General features: G+C 57.8%; 13 protein-coding genes. 8 read left to right on the top strand and 5 right to left on the bottom strand.

Translation table 11 applies throughout. The features are described 5' to 3' along the window. Positions 1 to 12 precede the first annotated feature (12 nt). The 4 genes from A8C75_RS08305 to A8C75_RS08290 are packed head-to-tail and all read right to left on the bottom strand — an operon-like array spanning position 13 to position 3,063. Positions 13 to 1,116 carry a DegT/DnrJ/EryC1/StrS family aminotransferase gene (locus tag A8C75_RS08305; RefSeq protein ID WP_067387106.1) on the bottom strand — a complete coding sequence of 368 codons (1,104 nt, stop codon included), beginning with the start codon at positions 1,114 to 1,116 and terminating at the stop codon, positions 13 to 15. 4 nt (positions 1,117 to 1,120) lie between these two features. Further along, positions 1,121 to 2,137, bottom strand: a complete 1,017-nt coding sequence (locus tag A8C75_RS08300; RefSeq protein ID WP_067380624.1) for a Gfo/Idh/MocA family protein — start codon at positions 2,135 to 2,137, stop codon at positions 1,121 to 1,123. A gap of 15 nt (positions 2,138 to 2,152) precedes the next feature. After that, complete coding sequence (locus A8C75_RS08295) at positions 2,153 to 2,527, bottom strand: DMT family transporter (RefSeq protein WP_067380621.1); 375 nt, start codon at positions 2,525 to 2,527, stop codon at positions 2,153 to 2,155. Further along, positions 2,524 to 3,063, bottom strand: a complete 540-nt coding sequence (locus A8C75_RS08290; RefSeq protein ID WP_227819863.1) for an acyltransferase — start codon at positions 3,061 to 3,063, stop codon at positions 2,524 to 2,526. The genes A8C75_RS08295 and A8C75_RS08290 overlap by 4 nt, the downstream gene beginning before the upstream one ends. An 860-nt stretch (positions 3,064 to 3,923) precedes the next feature. Between A8C75_RS08290 and A8C75_RS08285 the strand changes: the two genes are divergently transcribed. From A8C75_RS08285 to A8C75_RS08250, 8 genes are all read left to right on the top strand, one after another. Next, the gene (locus tag A8C75_RS08285; RefSeq protein WP_067380618.1) at positions 3,924 to 5,135 is read left to right on the top strand and encodes a TIGR03087 family PEP-CTERM/XrtA system glycosyltransferase; all 1,212 of its coding nucleotides are present in this window, start codon (positions 3,924 to 3,926) and stop codon (positions 5,133 to 5,135) included. Between the two features lie 141 nt (positions 5,136 to 5,276). Beyond that, on the top strand, positions 5,277 to 7,190 hold the full coding sequence (locus tag A8C75_RS08280) for an XrtA/PEP-CTERM system amidotransferase (RefSeq protein WP_067380615.1): 1,914 nt from the start codon (positions 5,277 to 5,279) through the stop codon (positions 7,188 to 7,190). Beyond that, positions 7,187 to 8,410 (top strand): TIGR04063 family PEP-CTERM/XrtA system glycosyltransferase, encoded by a 1,224-nt coding sequence (locus A8C75_RS08275; protein ID WP_067380612.1) that lies wholly within the window; start codon positions 7,187 to 7,189, stop codon positions 8,408 to 8,410. Before A8C75_RS08280 ends, A8C75_RS08275 begins: the two co-directional genes overlap by 4 nt. Positions 8,411 to 8,459: 49 nt before the next feature. Further along, the gene (locus tag A8C75_RS08270; RefSeq protein WP_084783870.1) at positions 8,460 to 9,515 is read left to right on the top strand and encodes a glycosyltransferase family 4 protein; all 1,056 of its coding nucleotides are present in this window, start codon (positions 8,460 to 8,462) and stop codon (positions 9,513 to 9,515) included. 317 nt (positions 9,516 to 9,832) lie between these two features. Continuing rightward, positions 9,833 to 10,987 carry a TIGR03088 family PEP-CTERM/XrtA system glycosyltransferase gene (locus tag A8C75_RS08265; protein ID WP_067380606.1) on the top strand — a complete coding sequence of 385 codons (1,155 nt, stop codon included), beginning with the start codon at positions 9,833 to 9,835 and terminating at the stop codon, positions 10,985 to 10,987. Positions 10,988 to 10,990: 3 nt separating this feature from the next. Beyond that, positions 10,991 to 12,379 carry a phenylacetate--CoA ligase family protein gene (locus A8C75_RS08260; RefSeq protein WP_067380603.1) on the top strand — a complete coding sequence of 463 codons (1,389 nt, stop codon included), beginning with the start codon at positions 10,991 to 10,993 and terminating at the stop codon, positions 12,377 to 12,379. Positions 12,380 to 12,381: 2 nt separating this feature from the next. Continuing rightward, a complete protein-coding gene (locus tag A8C75_RS08255) occupies positions 12,382 to 13,374 on the top strand; it encodes a polysaccharide deacetylase family protein (protein ID WP_067380601.1) in 993 nt (330 codons plus the stop codon). 29 nt (positions 13,375 to 13,403) lie between these two features. Next, on the top strand, positions 13,404 to 14,624 hold the full coding sequence (locus A8C75_RS08250) for a carboxylate--amine ligase (RefSeq protein ID WP_067380598.1): 1,221 nt from the start codon (positions 13,404 to 13,406) through the stop codon (positions 14,622 to 14,624). 3 nt (positions 14,625 to 14,627) lie between these two features. Here A8C75_RS08250 and A8C75_RS08245 read toward each other — a convergent pair whose 3' ends face one another. Further along, positions 14,628 to 15,200: an arsenate reductase/protein-tyrosine-phosphatase family protein gene (locus A8C75_RS08245; RefSeq protein WP_084783868.1), complete on the bottom strand. Its 573-nt coding sequence runs from the start codon at positions 15,198 to 15,200 to the stop codon at positions 14,628 to 14,630. Between the last annotated feature and the right edge of the window lie 60 nt (positions 15,201 to 15,260).

Below are 15,260 nucleotides of genomic sequence, written 5' to 3'. Positions count from 1 at the left end.
TCATGTTTTTAGTTAGTTCAGATTGAGGTGCTGTATTAAAGTGGTGTTTATTTTTCCAATTGATTCGATAGACAATTCCGGGTAAATCGGTAGGGATAGCAAGTGGCTGCTAGACTCTTCACAGATTGGTAATCTATTTATATGGCAAGAAGAGTCCGCATATGCCTTCTGTAGATGAATCGGAATCGGGTAATGGATCCCCGTTTGCACGCCCCTTTCATTCAGATGCTGCTGCAGCGCATCTCGCTCCTGAGTGCGTACCGCATAGACGTGATAGACCGGCTTCGCCCAGGGCTTCTCCGTGGGGATCCTTAGCGCCAAACCCGCCAACTGCTCATTGTACTGGTGCGCTACCTCACGACGTGCGGCTGTCCAGTCATCCAGGTGCCTCAGTTTGACCCTGAGAATGGCACCCTGTATGCCGTCCATTCGGTAGTTGTAGCCCTTGAGCACATGGTGGTACTTCTTCTCCTGGCCCCAGTCCCGAAGTAACCGGATCTTATTGGCAAAGGCTTGGTTCTGAGTGACCACCATACCGCCTTCGCCGCAGGCGCCCAGATTTTTCCCCGGATAAAAGCTGAAGCAGCCGAGATCCCCGATGCCGCCCACGCGCCTGCCTTTGTATTCGGCACCATGGGCCTGGCAGGCATCTTCAATCACCCGCAGATTGTGGCGCCTGGCGACTTCCAGAATCGGGTCAAGGTCGGCGGGATGACCATGCAGATGCACCGGCAGGATCGCCCGGGTACGCTCGGTGATGGCCGACTCTATCAGAGTCGGGTCCATATTCAGGGTATCGGGGTCTACGTCCACAAATACCGCTATCGCGCCGCAATAGTCTATTGCTGCGACCGTCGCAACAAAGGTGTTGGAGACAGTGATCACCTCGTCACCCGGACCGATCTCAGCCGTCAGCAGTGCCAAATGCAGCGCGCTGGTACCACTATTGACGGCGATGCCATGAGCAGCGCCGCAGTATTCGGCGAACTCCTCTTCAAAGGCAGACACCTCAGCGCCCAGTACATACTGACTGCTGGCCAGGGTATTGAGCACGGCCTGGTCGATCTCCTCCTTGATGGAGCGGTACTGGGCTTTCAGATCAAGAAACGGGATCATCTTTTCAGCTCCCTGCACTGAGTTCGATAGTGCAGCCTTTCTCCTGCATCGAGCGTGTGGCAGCTTCCAGAATTTCCACCACCTCCAGGCCCGCCTGACCATTATTGACCGGCTGTTCGCCCTTGGCGATACAGTCGGCGAAGTACCTCGCTTCGAAGTTCAACGCTTCGTGATTCTCAATCTGCGGCGCCACCATGTCGCCGACCCGGTAGCCGACCAAGTGGTCATAAAGCGCCTGGCGCTCACTGACGGTGATCCCTTTGTCGTAGATCTTGATCTTTTCGCTCGGCTCGAGATCATCGTAGACCACCATCTTCCTGGTACCGGCGATCATGGAGCGGCGCAACTTTACCGGCGACAGCCAATTGATGTGTATATGGCCCATCATGTTGTTTTCAAAAAAGAGTGACAGGTAGGCGATATCTGCAGGCTTGCCCGGCACATGGCCCATACCGGTGGCGGAAACAGCGACAGGCTTCTGATCGAAGACGAAGTTCATGATAGCCAGATCGTGGACGGCCAGATCCCAGATCACGTTAATATCGGGCTGAAACAGCCCCAGGTTGACCCTCACCGAGTCGTAGTAATAGATATCACCGAGCTCACCGCTCTCCACCAATTGGCGCATCTTGCGTACGGCACCTGTGAAGATGAAAGTATGATCCACCATCAGAATCAGCCCGCGTTTATCCGCTTCGTCGATCAACCGCCGCGCCTGCTCGGTGGTTTCGGTCAATGGCTTTTCGAGGAATACGTGTTTGCCAGCCTTGAGCGCCTCCATCGCCAGTGGAAAGTGTGTATGGACCGGTGTGGCAATCGCCACCGCGTGGATATCATTGGCCGTCAAGAGGTCACGATGATTGATAGTCGTGCGAGTTGCTGGATAGCGCTGTTTTACCAGCTGTAACCGCGCCGGATTCATGTCGCTAACCGCCATCACCTGGACTACGCCCGTCTCGTTAAAGTTTCGTACAAGATTCGGCCCCCAGTAACCATAGCCGATAACGCCGATATTGAGCATCTATCAACCCCTGTGTCAGACGTGGGCAATTACAGCGATACCACCTAATATCATCGCCATTCCAAGGAGTTTTTGCGCAGAAAGGACTTCACCGAAAAACAGACTGCTGCCGCTGGCCACAAGGACGAATGTCAGGCCTACCAGTATCGGGTAGCCGATACTAAGTTCCAGCTTCGAAAGTGCGCTGAACCAGACGATGGCGGCCAAACCATAGAAGAGCATTCCGAGCATGAAGAGCGGTTGCAGGCTGAGGCCTATCAGGCCGTCGATAATCCGGTTGGCGGCCAGGCTGAAGTCGCCGAATTTCAGTACACCCGCCCGCAACAGAAGATTAGCGGCACCTGTCATGATCGCGCTGAGCGCGATCAACAGCATCCCTGTCGTATTCATGACAGAGCTTCCTGGCTTGCTCCCTCGGTTGACGTTTTCTTCCGGGTATCTCCGACGATGCGCGCTGGCACGCCGGCGACGATGGCAAACTCAGGTACGTCATGTGCAACGACGGCACCTGCCCCGACGAGCGCGCCCTGACCGATGGTCAAGCCGGCAAGAATGGTCGCGTTGGAGCCGATCGAGGCTCTCGAACACACGCGGGTCAGAACTACCTGCCAGTCGGCTTCGGTTTGCAGTGTGCCGTCCTGAGTTACCGCCTGTGGGTAAAGGTCGTTGGTGAACATCACCCCATGACCAACAAATACGCCCTCTTCCAGCGTAACGCCTTCACACAGGAATGAGTGGCTGGACACCTTGCAATTGACGCCGATTTTTACGCCCTTCTGGAGCTCGACAAAGGCACCGATTCTGGAATGATCCCCGATGGTACACCCGTATAGATTGACAAGAGCAGGTTGGGGAATAAAAACGTTTTCGCCCAGTACTACATCATCTGCAATCATGTACAACTTACCTTGATTGATAGAATCCATCGGCCAGTTCGGGCTTGCCCCGCTTTCCGGCAACCTTCGACCTTGAGAATCTCCCTTAGAACCTCAAGGGAAGTCTAGAAGAGTCTGTCAAAGTTGCCAGAGGCCACGTCCATTTAATTTAGACTCACGGGCACCCACCCTGGACCGAGCCCGCATACGGCGCCAGAACAGTCAGGGTCGGTTTGCAGCTCCGGTGACTACAGGGCTTCGTAAATTTAGTAGTAATTACAACACCGCACCCCTGATTGGCTCTATCACCGCACAGCACTACTTTCGTCGATTCTGGCTTTTCCTTATCGCTTCGAGCGCGGGAAGCGCTGCTTGCTACTGTTGACACTGTGGGCATTGGGGCGCCGGACGAAGCGGTGACTTAAGCACGGCCGTAATACTCAACATTTTTAGCTAAAGCCTTATTAAATACTCTTAACAAAGAAATATTTAATAAGAAAACTGCTCAGTCAGAATTAAGCAATTATCCACGAGTCGAGGTTAGCCTGGACTGTACGTGCGCCGAAGGCGCCAGCAGAATGTGCCAGCCGCTGTCGGCTGCTGTCGGCTGCTGTTTTTCATCGGACTTTTGACATTGATGTCCACACAGAAACTCCCTGTTGTACAGGTTACCCCGAATCCTGCTTGACCTCGCCTAAGCATGGTGGGACAACTGCATTTTTGCACGCAGGCAGTCCATAGCCTAGACTGATTCGTGCCGCGCAACCAAGCGTTGCGCGCCACAGTACACTGCCGGTCTGACCTTCGCCTAACTCACGTAAACAGGAGAATGCGGGCTCCACACCGCTGGCGGCACAAACTCCAGCACTAGAGAAATAAGCGTCAGGCATCGGGCTAAGGAATCAGGGGAAATGGAGCATATTGTTTTTCTGGTCCACCGCATTCCTTATCCACCCAACAAGGGCGATAAGATCCGCTCCTATCACCTGCTGCAAGCGCTTGCCAGGCAGTACAAGGTGCACCTCGGCTGTTTCGTCGATGACCCTCTGGACTGGGAGCACACCGATAAACTGCTACCCTTCTGCGAATCTCTTAACTGTGTGCCGCTCAAAAAGTCTTCGCGCTACTTCAAGGGACTCGAAGCCTTGAGCAGCGGCAAGCCGATCACGCTCCCCTACTATCGAACGTCACAGATGCAGCAGTGGGTCACTCAAACGATCGAGCGGCACGCCATCAAGCGCGCGCTGGTGTTCTCCTCATCAATGGCGCAGTACCTGGAAGGGAAGCGTTTCTCCCACCTGAAAAGGGTCATCGATTTCGTGGATGTTGATTCCGACAAATGGGCACAGTACGCAGACAAGAAACGCGGCCTCGCCCGCTGGGTTTACCTGCGCGAGCACCGCACTCTGCGTCGTTATGAAAACCGCATTGCCCAGATTTTTGACACCTGCGTGTTCGTCTCCAACGAAGAGGCACGCCTGTTCAGCAACCAGCTTCCAGCCTCCCTGGCATCCAAGGTGGTTCACCTGCTCAACGGCGTCGATACCCGGTACTTCAACCCATCAGCAAGCTTTGAAACCTCGGAAACCTGCTGTCAGACCCCCTATCTGGTGTTTACCGGGGCTATGGATTACTGGGCCAATGTCGATGCCACAGACTGGTTTTGTCAGCAGGTGTGGCCCAGATTGAAACAGCTGTATCCTGACCTGCATTTTTATATCGTCGGCGGCAATCCCACGGCAGAAACCTGCGCGCTCGAACGTTTGCCTGGGGTCCATGTGACCGGGCGTGTGCTGGATGTCCGACCTTATTTGCATGACGCAGAACTGGTGATCGCCCCCTTGCAAATCGCTCGAGGTATTCAGAACAAGGTGCTGGAAGCCATGGCCATGGGCAAGCCGATCGTGGCCACCTCCATGGCCATGGAGGGGATTCATCACCACTCTGACCTCTGCCTCGAGGTCGCCGACTCACCCGACGACTTCAGCCGCGCCTGTAACCGCCTGCTGGAGCACAAACGCCCCGGAAACAACGCGGCCAACAGAGCCTGGGTCGTCAACCAGTTCGGCTGGGAAAAAACGCTGGGGCCACTATCGGCTTTGCTGGAAGGCACCGCGACATGAGCATCCCCCACCCTATCACCGATATCACCCAAATCGCCGATATCAAAAGCCGCTTCGGCACCGGCGGCCTGGATACTTGGGTGGCAAGATACCGAGACCTTGTCCACGCTTCAAACGTAGCCTCGGGTTAGGGAGCCCTTTATGTGCGGAATCGCTGGACTGCTTAATCTGGATCTCCAACCGGTTGACGCCGGACTGCTGCAACGGATGAACGATATCCAGATCCACCGCGGCCCGGACGCCGGCGACAGCTACATTGCAGGCCCCCTGGGACTGGCCCACCGGCGCCTGTCGATCATCGACATCGCCAGCGGCCAACAGCCGCTGGTCAACGTCGAGAACAACGCGGTCATCGTCTTCAACGGCGAGATCTACAACTTCGCATCCCTGCGTGAAGAGCTCAAAGGCCTCGGCGCTGGCTTTCGCACCCACTCGGACACCGAGGTCATCCTGCAGGCCTGGAAGATCTGGGGCAAGGCGTGCGTCAAGAGACTGCGCGGCATGTTCGCCTTTGCCATCTGGGATAAGGACAACGAGCAACTTTTCATCGCCCGCGACCGACTGGGGATAAAACCGCTCTACTACAGCCTGATCAATGGCCGCCAGCTGGCCTTTGCCTCCGAGCTCAAGGCACTGCAGTGCCTTCCCCGGCTCGACCGTCAGCTCGATGCCCGCGCCATTGCCGACTATTTCACCTTTGGCTACATCCCCGACCCCAAGTCGATTTTTGCCGGTGCCCATAAACTGCCGCCGGGCCATACGCTGCTACTGGAACGGGGCCAGACTAGCCCCACCATCGAGCAGTACTGGGACGCCAGCTTCGCCGACCCCTTTCAGGTGCACGACCAACAGCAACTGGATGAGGAGCTGATCGAACGGCTGCGCGAGGCGGTCGGTATCCGCCTGGTTTCCGAGGTACCGATCGGCGCCTTCCTCTCCGGCGGGGTCGACTCCAGCGCCGTGGTTGCCCTGATGGCCGGGCTGATGGAACAGCCGGTCAACACCTGCTCCATCGGTTTCGACGTTCCCAGCTTCAACGAAACCGAGTTTGCTCGCCAGGTGGCCGAGCGCTACCAGACCAATCACCAGGAGCACCAGGTGGCGGTGGACGATTTCGGCCTGCTCGACACCCTCTCGAGCCTCTACGACGAACCCTACGCCGACAGCTCGGCGATCCCGACCTACCGGGTCTGCGAGCAGGCCAAAAAGCGGGTAACCGTCTGCCTGTCCGGCGATGGCGGTGACGAGCTGTTCGCGGGCTATCGCCGCTACCGCTGGCATCTGCTCGAGGAGCGGATCCGCGGGCTGGTCCCTGCGGCGATCCGCAAGCCGGTGTTCGGCTTGCTGGGCAACTACTACCCCAAACTGGATCGGGCGCCCAGGTATCTGCGTGCCAAATCGACTTTCCAGGCACTGCAGCGCGAAGCGCTGGCCGCCTACCTGCATACCGTATCCTTCACGCCTGAGTCGATCTTCAAGCAACTGTTCACGCCCGAATTCAACAGGCGTCTGAACGGCTACCGGCCCCTGGAAGTGTTCGAAGGCTATCAACAACAGTTCGATGGCGACGACCCGCTGTCGCTGATCCAGTATCTGGATATGAAGACCTACCTGCCCGGCGACATCCTCACCAAGGTGGACCGCGCCAGCATGGCCCACAGCCTGGAAGTGCGGGTGCCGCTCCTGGACCACGAATTTGTGGGCTGGGCCAACCGCATTCCCGCACACCTGAAACTGCACCGCAGAGAGGGCAAACACATATTCAAGCGCGCGCTGGAGCCCCATCTGCCCAGTAACGTGCTCTACAGGCCCAAGATGGGCTTTGGCGTACCCGTCGCCCGCTGGATGCGTGGCCCCCTGGCCGACACTCTGCGCCAACGCATCCTGCGGGGGCATTTGCAGACCCTGGGAATTTTCAATCAGAAGACCCTGGACCGTCTGGCCGACGAACATATCCACGGGACCAGCGATCACAGCGTTACGCTCTGGGCGCTGCTGATGTTCGAGGCCAGTATCAGGCGCTCAATGACCGGCGATCAGGTAGCCGCTGCATGAAGATACTGCACATTTTTGACCATTCCATCCCCTTGCACAGCGGCTATACGTTTCGCAGTCGTGCCATCCTGGAAAACCAGCGTGTTCAGGGACTGCAAACCTGTCACTTGACCAGCCCCAAACAGGGAAGCGCCGCCGCGTCAAAAGAGCAGGTGGAGGGTCTGGACTTTTACCGCTGTAAAGACGTACCCGGTTGGATAAAAGCGGTACCCTTTGTCAGTCAATTGGCCATCATTCCAGTATTGAGCCGCAGGATCGCGGAGGTTATCGACCGAGAACGGCCGGATATCATCCACGCCCACTCGCCGGCCCTCAACGGAATTGCCGCCCTGCAGGCCGCGCGAAAAGCCGGTCTGCCACTGGTTTACGAGGTACGGGCATTCTGGGAGGACGCTGCCGTCAACCTTGGCACCAGCTCCGAAGGCGGAATGCGCTACCGTCTCACCCGTGCACTTGAAACCCATGTTCTCAAGCGCGCCGACGCTGTGACCTGCATCTGCCAGGGCCTGCGGCAAGATATCATCGCCAGGGGGGTGCCGGCACAACGCATCACCACCATCCCCAATGCAGTCGATCTGGAGCAGTTTCCGCTGCTGACCGGAAAATCCGCGGAAATCCTTCAACTGCATGGCCTGATTGACCAGCCTGTCATCGGCTTTATCGGCTCCTTCTACGAATACGAAGGCCTGGATATTCTGATTCAGGCCGTCGACCAACTGCGCGCCACCCTGCCGAACCTGCGGGTGCTTCTGGTGGGTGGCGGCCCCCAGGAAACCTTTCTCAAACAGCTGGCCTGTGACCTGGGCGTCAATGACCGGATCATCTTCACCGGAAGAGTACCCCACCAGCAGGTCGCCAGCTATTACAGTGTGTTGGACGCTCTGGTCTATCCCCGCAAATCCATGCGCCTGACTGAACTGGTGACCCCCCTCAAACCCATGGAGGCCATGGCACAGGGCAAGCCGGTACTGGCCTCCGACGTGGGCGGGCACAGGGAGCTAATAACCCACGGGGAGAACGGCTACCTGTTCGCCGCTAACAATCCGGCCGCCTTGGCAAACGCCATCGAATCGATGTTCCGCAATACTGCCTCCTACGACAAGCTGGTGGTCCGAGGGCGCGAGTTTGTCGAACAGGAGCGCAACTGGGTCGCAAGCGTAGGTCGATACCCACCCATTTACGCGGCTCTCGCGGGGACTTGCCAAACTGATGGCGTTTGATGCCCTGCGGATCTGTGTGATTGGCCCGGTACCCCCTCCCGCCGGAGGAATGGCCAGTCAGACAGCGGAGCTCTGCCGCCTGCTGAAACAAGAGGGAGCCCGGGTCACGCTGGTCGCCGTCAACCCTCCCTACCGTCCGGCATGGATTGGCCGCTGGCGGGGGCTGCGGGCGCTGTTTCGCCTGCTGCCCTACCTTCGAGCGCTTTGGTGCAGACTCGGACGCGCCGACGTAGCTCACCTGATGGCCAACTCGGGATGGTCCTGGTACCTGTTCGCAACCCCCGCGATCTGGATCGCTTACCTGAGAGGAACCCCAATCGTCGTCAACTACCGCGGGGGTAACGCCGCGACTTTTTTCGACCGTGCCTGGCCTTGGATCCAACCGACGCTGCGCCGTGCCAGCGCCTGCGTGGTGCCCTCGGGATTCCTTGCCGAAGTGTTCGCCAGGCACCAGCTATCGACATGCATCATTCCCAATACCCTGGACCCGTCCCGTTTTTTCCCAGCCAACCCGGCAAAGCCCAGGGTTTCACCGTCCTCCAGAGCGCCGATCATGCTCATTACCCGTAACCTGGAGCTGATCTATGGCATCGATTTGGCCCTGCAGGCACTTCCCGCCGTGCAGGCGCGGTTTCCCGGGGTCCGGCTGCTGATCGCCGGTTCAGGCCCTGAGCAGGCCGCACTCCAGTGCTTGGCAGAGGATCTGGGGGTGGCTGATCGGGTGGAGTTTCGCGGTCGACTGGCGTCTCAGGAGGTGGCCGAGCTGTACCGACAGGCCGACCTTCTGCTCAACCCCAGCCGGGTGGATAACTCGCCCAATTCCATCATCGAAGCCCTTGGCAGCGCCCTGCCCGTGGTGTCCACCCGTGCCGGCGGCATTCCTCAGCTGGTCACTGATGGGGAAACGGCGCTACTGGTGGACCTGGAGGATCCCGCCACGCTGGCAGCGGCCGCCCTGCGTGTACTCGAAGATGATGACCTGCGGGACCGACTGAAAACTGCCGGGCTGGAATTTAGCCGGCAATTTCATTGGGACTCGGTGAAAAGGGACCTGCTGAACACCTACCAGCAGGTCATTGAGACGAAAAATGACCACTTTAAATGAACGCTTTTGATACGAGCGTGCAGCACGCCGGCGTCGACAGGGGCAGTCGGAGGCCAAGTATTGGCCGGTTTGGCTATGAAAAGTCATCATCCAGACTAATCTCTAAATACTGACAAGCCTTTTTAGCGTGCAAGCAGCCTGTCGGACTTAACTCTGATCTACTGCGGAAAAGGCAACTCTGGTCATTTTTCGTACTCTTTTTTGTTAAATAGAACCACTATTCGCCTCAAAAGAGCCCAAAAACTGCCTCAAAACGGACTTTCCCTCGCTACGACCGGCCAAGTCCGACAGGCTGCTAGACAGAATGGACCGCATCGATGCATATCTGCCATATCGTATTTCGATTTGACATCGGTGGCCTGGAAAACGGCATCGTGAACATTCTCAATTGTCTTCCCAGCGCCGGGTATCAACACTCCATCCTCTGCCTGTCGGACTACAATCCCGAGTTCTTCGGCAGAATTCAGGCCGACGGCGTCACCATTCACACGCTGAACAAAGCCCCCGGTAAGGATATCGGCTACCTCAAGCGGCTATACGACCTGCTTCGAGAGCTTCGCCCGGACATCGTCCATACCCGAAACCTGAATACCCTCGAGTGCCAGGCAATCGCCTGGCTGGCCGGCGTGCCCGTCCGGATACACGGTGAACACGGCTGGGACTCCGAGGCGGCCAGGACCCGCAGGAAGCCAGCGCTCATTCGAAAGCTGTTCAGCCCCTTCATTAGCCGCTACGTCGCCCTTTCGGCTGAAACCGAACGTTACCTCACTGAGCGAGTGGGAATCTCACCCAAGCGCATCGAACGCATCTGCAACGGTGTCGATATCAGCCGCTTTCAACCCAGGCGCCCTGCCACACAAGCGCCATTGGCTGAAGAGACATGGGTCATCGGCTCCATTGGACGCCTGGCCAAGGTCAAGAATCACCAGCTGCTGATTCGGGCCTTCGCACAGTTGCTGGACAAGGCAGGCAGTCGCAGTGACCGGCTACGCCTTACCATCGTTGGGGACGGCCCCTGCCGCCAGCAACTCGTCGCGCAGGTCAAATCCCTCAACATCGAGGCACGGGTTTCCCTACCTGGCGCCAGCGAAAATATTCCAGACGTAATGTCCAGCCTGTCACTCTACGTACAACCTTCCTTCGCCGAAGGGATATCCAACACCATTCTCGAGTCCATGGCCTCGGGCCTGGCGGTCATCAGCACCGATGTCGGCGGCGCGAGAGAACTGGTAGAGCCAGGATTCAATGGCGAGATTACCGCAAACGACAACGTCGAAGAGCTTACCGAGGCGCTCTGGCAGTATATTGAGGACCCGCAGCGACTGCGCGTACAGGGTACTAACAGCCGTTTTCGGGCGGAGCAGAATTTCAGCCTTGCAACCATGGCCGAGCGCTATCATCGCCTCTACCAGGGACAGTCGGCTGCGGCGATCAGGAACAGACGCCATGACCATAATTTTGGGCGTACCTGAGTCATGGCGCAATCCCTTTACACCCGGCTGGTCGCCGATTGCCTGTTTCCCCTGCATGAAAGACTGAAGGGTCACAAGAGTGTGCAACTGAGAAAGGCGCTGGAAGAAAGCCAGTGGTTTACCCGCGATGTGCTCCAGACCCGTTGTAACACACAGCTGCAGCACTTCCTGACCGACGTAAATGCCAGCAACCCTTATTATGCCGACCAGTTCAGGGCCTGTGGACTCTCGCCTTCCAGCTTTGGCGACCCGGAGATACTCCTGCGTATCCCCTGCCTGACCAAGGAGCTGATCCGTGCGAATCGAGACCGCCTGCTCTCCCATTCCGATCAGCCTGTGAGGTTTATGAAGACCTCCGGCTCCAGCGGCCAGCCATTGGAGTTTGCCGTCGGCAGGGCACGGATCAGCCACGATATCGCCGCCAAATGGCGGGCAACCCGCTGGTGGGGCCTGGATATCGGAGACCCCGAAGCCGTTATCTGGGGCTCGGACATCGAACTCGGTGCTCAGGGTCTGGCCAGGCAGATCCGTGACCGGCTGATACGATCGCGTCTGTTCCCCGCCAAACATCTACAGGGCGATGCGCTCATGGCCCTGTTCGACCGCCTCCAGGCCTACCAGCCCGCCATGATCTACGGTTACCCCTCGATACTATCGCTCCTGGCCGAGGCCGCACGGCAACAGAAACGTCACTATAACGCAGGCCCCCTCAAGGTCATATTTTGCACAGCTGAAAAGCTCTACGACCATCAGAGGCAGCTGATAGAAGACGTATTCAAAGCCCCCGTAGCGAATGGCTATGGCAGTCGTGATGCGGGCTTTATCGCCCACGAATGCCCGCAAGGACGCCTGCACATCAGTGCCGAGGACATCATCGTCGAAATTCTTGACGATCAGCAGAACCCCGTTGCCGCCGGCACACCGGGTGAGATCGTCGTCACCCACATGGCGACCCGAGCCTTCCCGATGATCCGATACCGGACCGGCGATATTGGAATTCTCTCCACTGAACCCTGCGCCTGTGGACGCCAGCTGCCGGTATTGACGGACGTGATCGGTCGCGCCAACGACCTGCTCCGCGCCACGGACGGCGCCCCGGTTCACGGCGCCTACATCGGTAACATTGTCCGGGAAGACGCGGCGGTGGCCCAGTTTCAATTCATCCAGCACAACCCCCGACAGTTTGAACTCAAGCTGGTCTGCCGCGACGGCGCGCAGCCCAATCAGTCTGGCCTGAGGGCAAAACTTCTCGACGTAGTGGGCGGTGATGCCGAGATTGCAATTCAGCACACAGCCGCCATCGCCGTGGAACAAAATGGCAAGTTCAAGTACATTGTAAATCGGTGCCGCGAAAACCCTAGCCTCGCCGGCGCAACCGAACAGAGTCCCTGACCATGCAGACACGGACACAGATCTGTATCACGGTTGATACCGAATTCAGCATTGCCGGCCACTTTCAAGATCCAGAACGCTATGCTCCCCTGGCCGAGCCAGTCATCTATGGCCATGACCGGAACAAGCGACAGGGTCTCGAATTCCTTCTCGATACCCTTGCCCGCTACGAGATTACCGCCACCTTTTTTGTCGAATGCGCCAACTACTTCTACTTCGGCGACGAACCGATGCGCAGCGTCGTGAGGCAGTTGCAGCGTGCCGGCCAGGACACCCAGTTGCATATCCACCCAGTCTGGCTGAGCTTTGCCCAGGGCCGCGAGCAGTTCCCCCGCCACGATAACTGTGATGGGCGCAGGTACGAGGAGATTCTGCGCGTCATCACCCTCTGCGCCGACATCTTTGAGCGCTGGGCCGGACACCGCCCGCTGGCGCTGCGCACTGGCAGCCTGCGCGCCGATTTAAACGTCTACCGTGCCATGTCCGACGCTGGCATCCCCATGGCATCCAATATAGCCCTGGGCATTTTCCGACCCGGCGAGCCGGAGCTGCAACTGGACTCAGGCCGGCGGCGCATACAGGGTGTCATGGAACTGCCGGTGTTTACCTACCGGGACAGCAATCTCTTTGGCGCCCACAAGAAGTCACTGCAGATCACCAGTTGCTCCTGGCCGGAAATGCGGCATTTGCTTTGGGCTGCACGCAGAGCCGGCGTTGAGCAGATCATACTGCTGACCCATCCGTTTGAATTCATCAAGAAATCGGACTTCAGATACACCCGGGTGACACGTAACCGGGTCAACCAGAGGCGCCTGGAAAAGTTGTGTCTGTTCATCAACCGATACGAACAGGACTTTGTCGCCGTCAACTTTGCCAACCAACGGACAACCTGGCTTAAGTCGGAACTGGAGCAACCGTTCGTGCAGATCCCCTCAGTGTTCAGCATCGGCCGCAAACTCCACAACCGGATCAACGATTGGGTATGGGCCTACTGACCCACACTAAAGGTTCAATATCCCCCTTTATGAAAGATGCGCAAGACAAAATCATTATTCTCGGTACCGATACCCAGATCGGCCTGTCCCTGATACGGGAGCTGGGCCGACGACACTGCCACGTGGTCGCTATCGGGCGTTCAAGAGGCTCGATCGGGCTGCGGTCGCGCTATGCGCGGGAAGGCTTCCTCTGGCCCGGGGGCGATGAAACACAGCAGATCGAGTTTCTCAACCGGGTCGCCAGGATCACGGGGGCTCGCTTCCTGCTCTGCGTGTCCGAGACCGATATACTGTTCCTCAATCGCTGTCGCGACCGCCTGGAAGGACTGACACCGCTGATTCCCAGCCAGACGATGATCAACAGGGTGCTCGACAAACAGGGCACCGCCTGCGTTGCGGCCCAAGTTGGCATCCTGTCGCCCGAAAGCCACACCATCGGTGATTTGACGGAACTGTCCAACCTCGCGCCCTCGCTCAGCTATCCGGTGATTCTGAAGTGGAGCAACCCCCACGCGGTGATGCAGGATAGCCAGCGCCAGGGTCTCGTGATCGAAAAAATTATCTACTGCCACAACGCCGGAGAGCTGGCCGAGCAGCTCGGGCGCTACAAGCCGCTGGGCCGGTTTCCGATGATTCAGGCGTACTGTCCGGGTTACGGCCTGGGCCAGTTTTTCTTTATGCACCGGGGAAAGGCTCTGTTGCGCTTCCAGCATAAGCGCATCCACGAATGGCCTCCCGAAGGCGGGTTCTCGTCACTCTGTGCGGGTGTCCCGCTGGATCAGCACCCTGCGTTGCAGCAAAAGTCGATCGCCTTATTGCGAAAGCTCGACTGGGAAGGCCCGGCGATGGTGGAATACCGGTACGATGAACACAATGATCGCGCCGTTCTGATGGAGATCAATGGACGGTTCTGGGGAAGCCTGCCACTGGCGTACCATTCCAATGCCCCCTTCGGCTGGTACAGCTACCAGGTGCTGGGCCTGGGACAGGTGCCCGCAACACTGGACCCGATACGGGATGACATCCAGTGCCGCAATACCCTGATCGAACTCAAGCGTTTGTTTCGCATTCTCTTTCAGCCGCACAAGATCAAGGACAAAAGCCTGAGATTCAGTCCATTCAAAGAGGTGATGAGTTTCATCGGCGGTTACTTCAATCCCAGGATGCGCTACTACATCTTCAGCCTGTCAGACCCCAAGCCCTTATTGGCCGACTGGGCCGCCATGGCGCGCAAATTAATGCGCCGCTAAGATTCACTCCCTTGGCCTGAACGAGCGGTGCGCCAGGTACTGTTTGATCAGGTTCTCGGTGGCATTCTCGATAATTGCATAGCAGTGTTCGAAATAGGCCTTGCCATGTATATGAGGATCATGAATATGTAACCGCCGAGGCCGGGCCCAGTTCCCAAGGAGCGCAATTTGCGCATTGCTTTCGCCCAGCATGCCTTTCAGCAGCTGTGCGTGGCGCAGCTCCATCACCAGCAACAGGTCCGTATCCAGCACATTGAAGTCGGTAAAATCCGTGGTCAGATGTGAGCGCATATCCACCCCCCGCTCTAGCGCCGTCTCCACGCCGAGGTCAAAGGCCGGTACACCGGTGGTCGTAGATAAGCCGAAACCGGCACTGGGGATACCGTGACGCTGGGCCACGCATTCACCAAAGGGACTTCGGCAGATATTCCCGAGACAGACAAATACCAGACGCTCCACTCTGGCGAAATCGACCTGCCGAAAGTCTCCGTCCAGGCCAGCACGCGCTCCCATCTCGGTGAGCAGCAGTCGCACGAGCCCCTTGAAACTGGCGAAATTGTCATGGATGTAGGGCATTGTTCATCCGACTTCTGCTCCGGCGTCTAATGTGGGTACGGCTCATACCCGAGATTCGGC

Source organism: Marinobacterium aestuarii (genome assembly GCF_001651805.1).
GTDB classification, from domain to species: domain Bacteria; phylum Pseudomonadota; class Gammaproteobacteria; order Pseudomonadales; family Balneatricaceae; genus Marinobacterium_A; species Marinobacterium_A aestuarii.
Note: the sequence above shows the minus strand (reverse complement) of the source record. Positions and strands in the feature narration are given on the sequence as shown.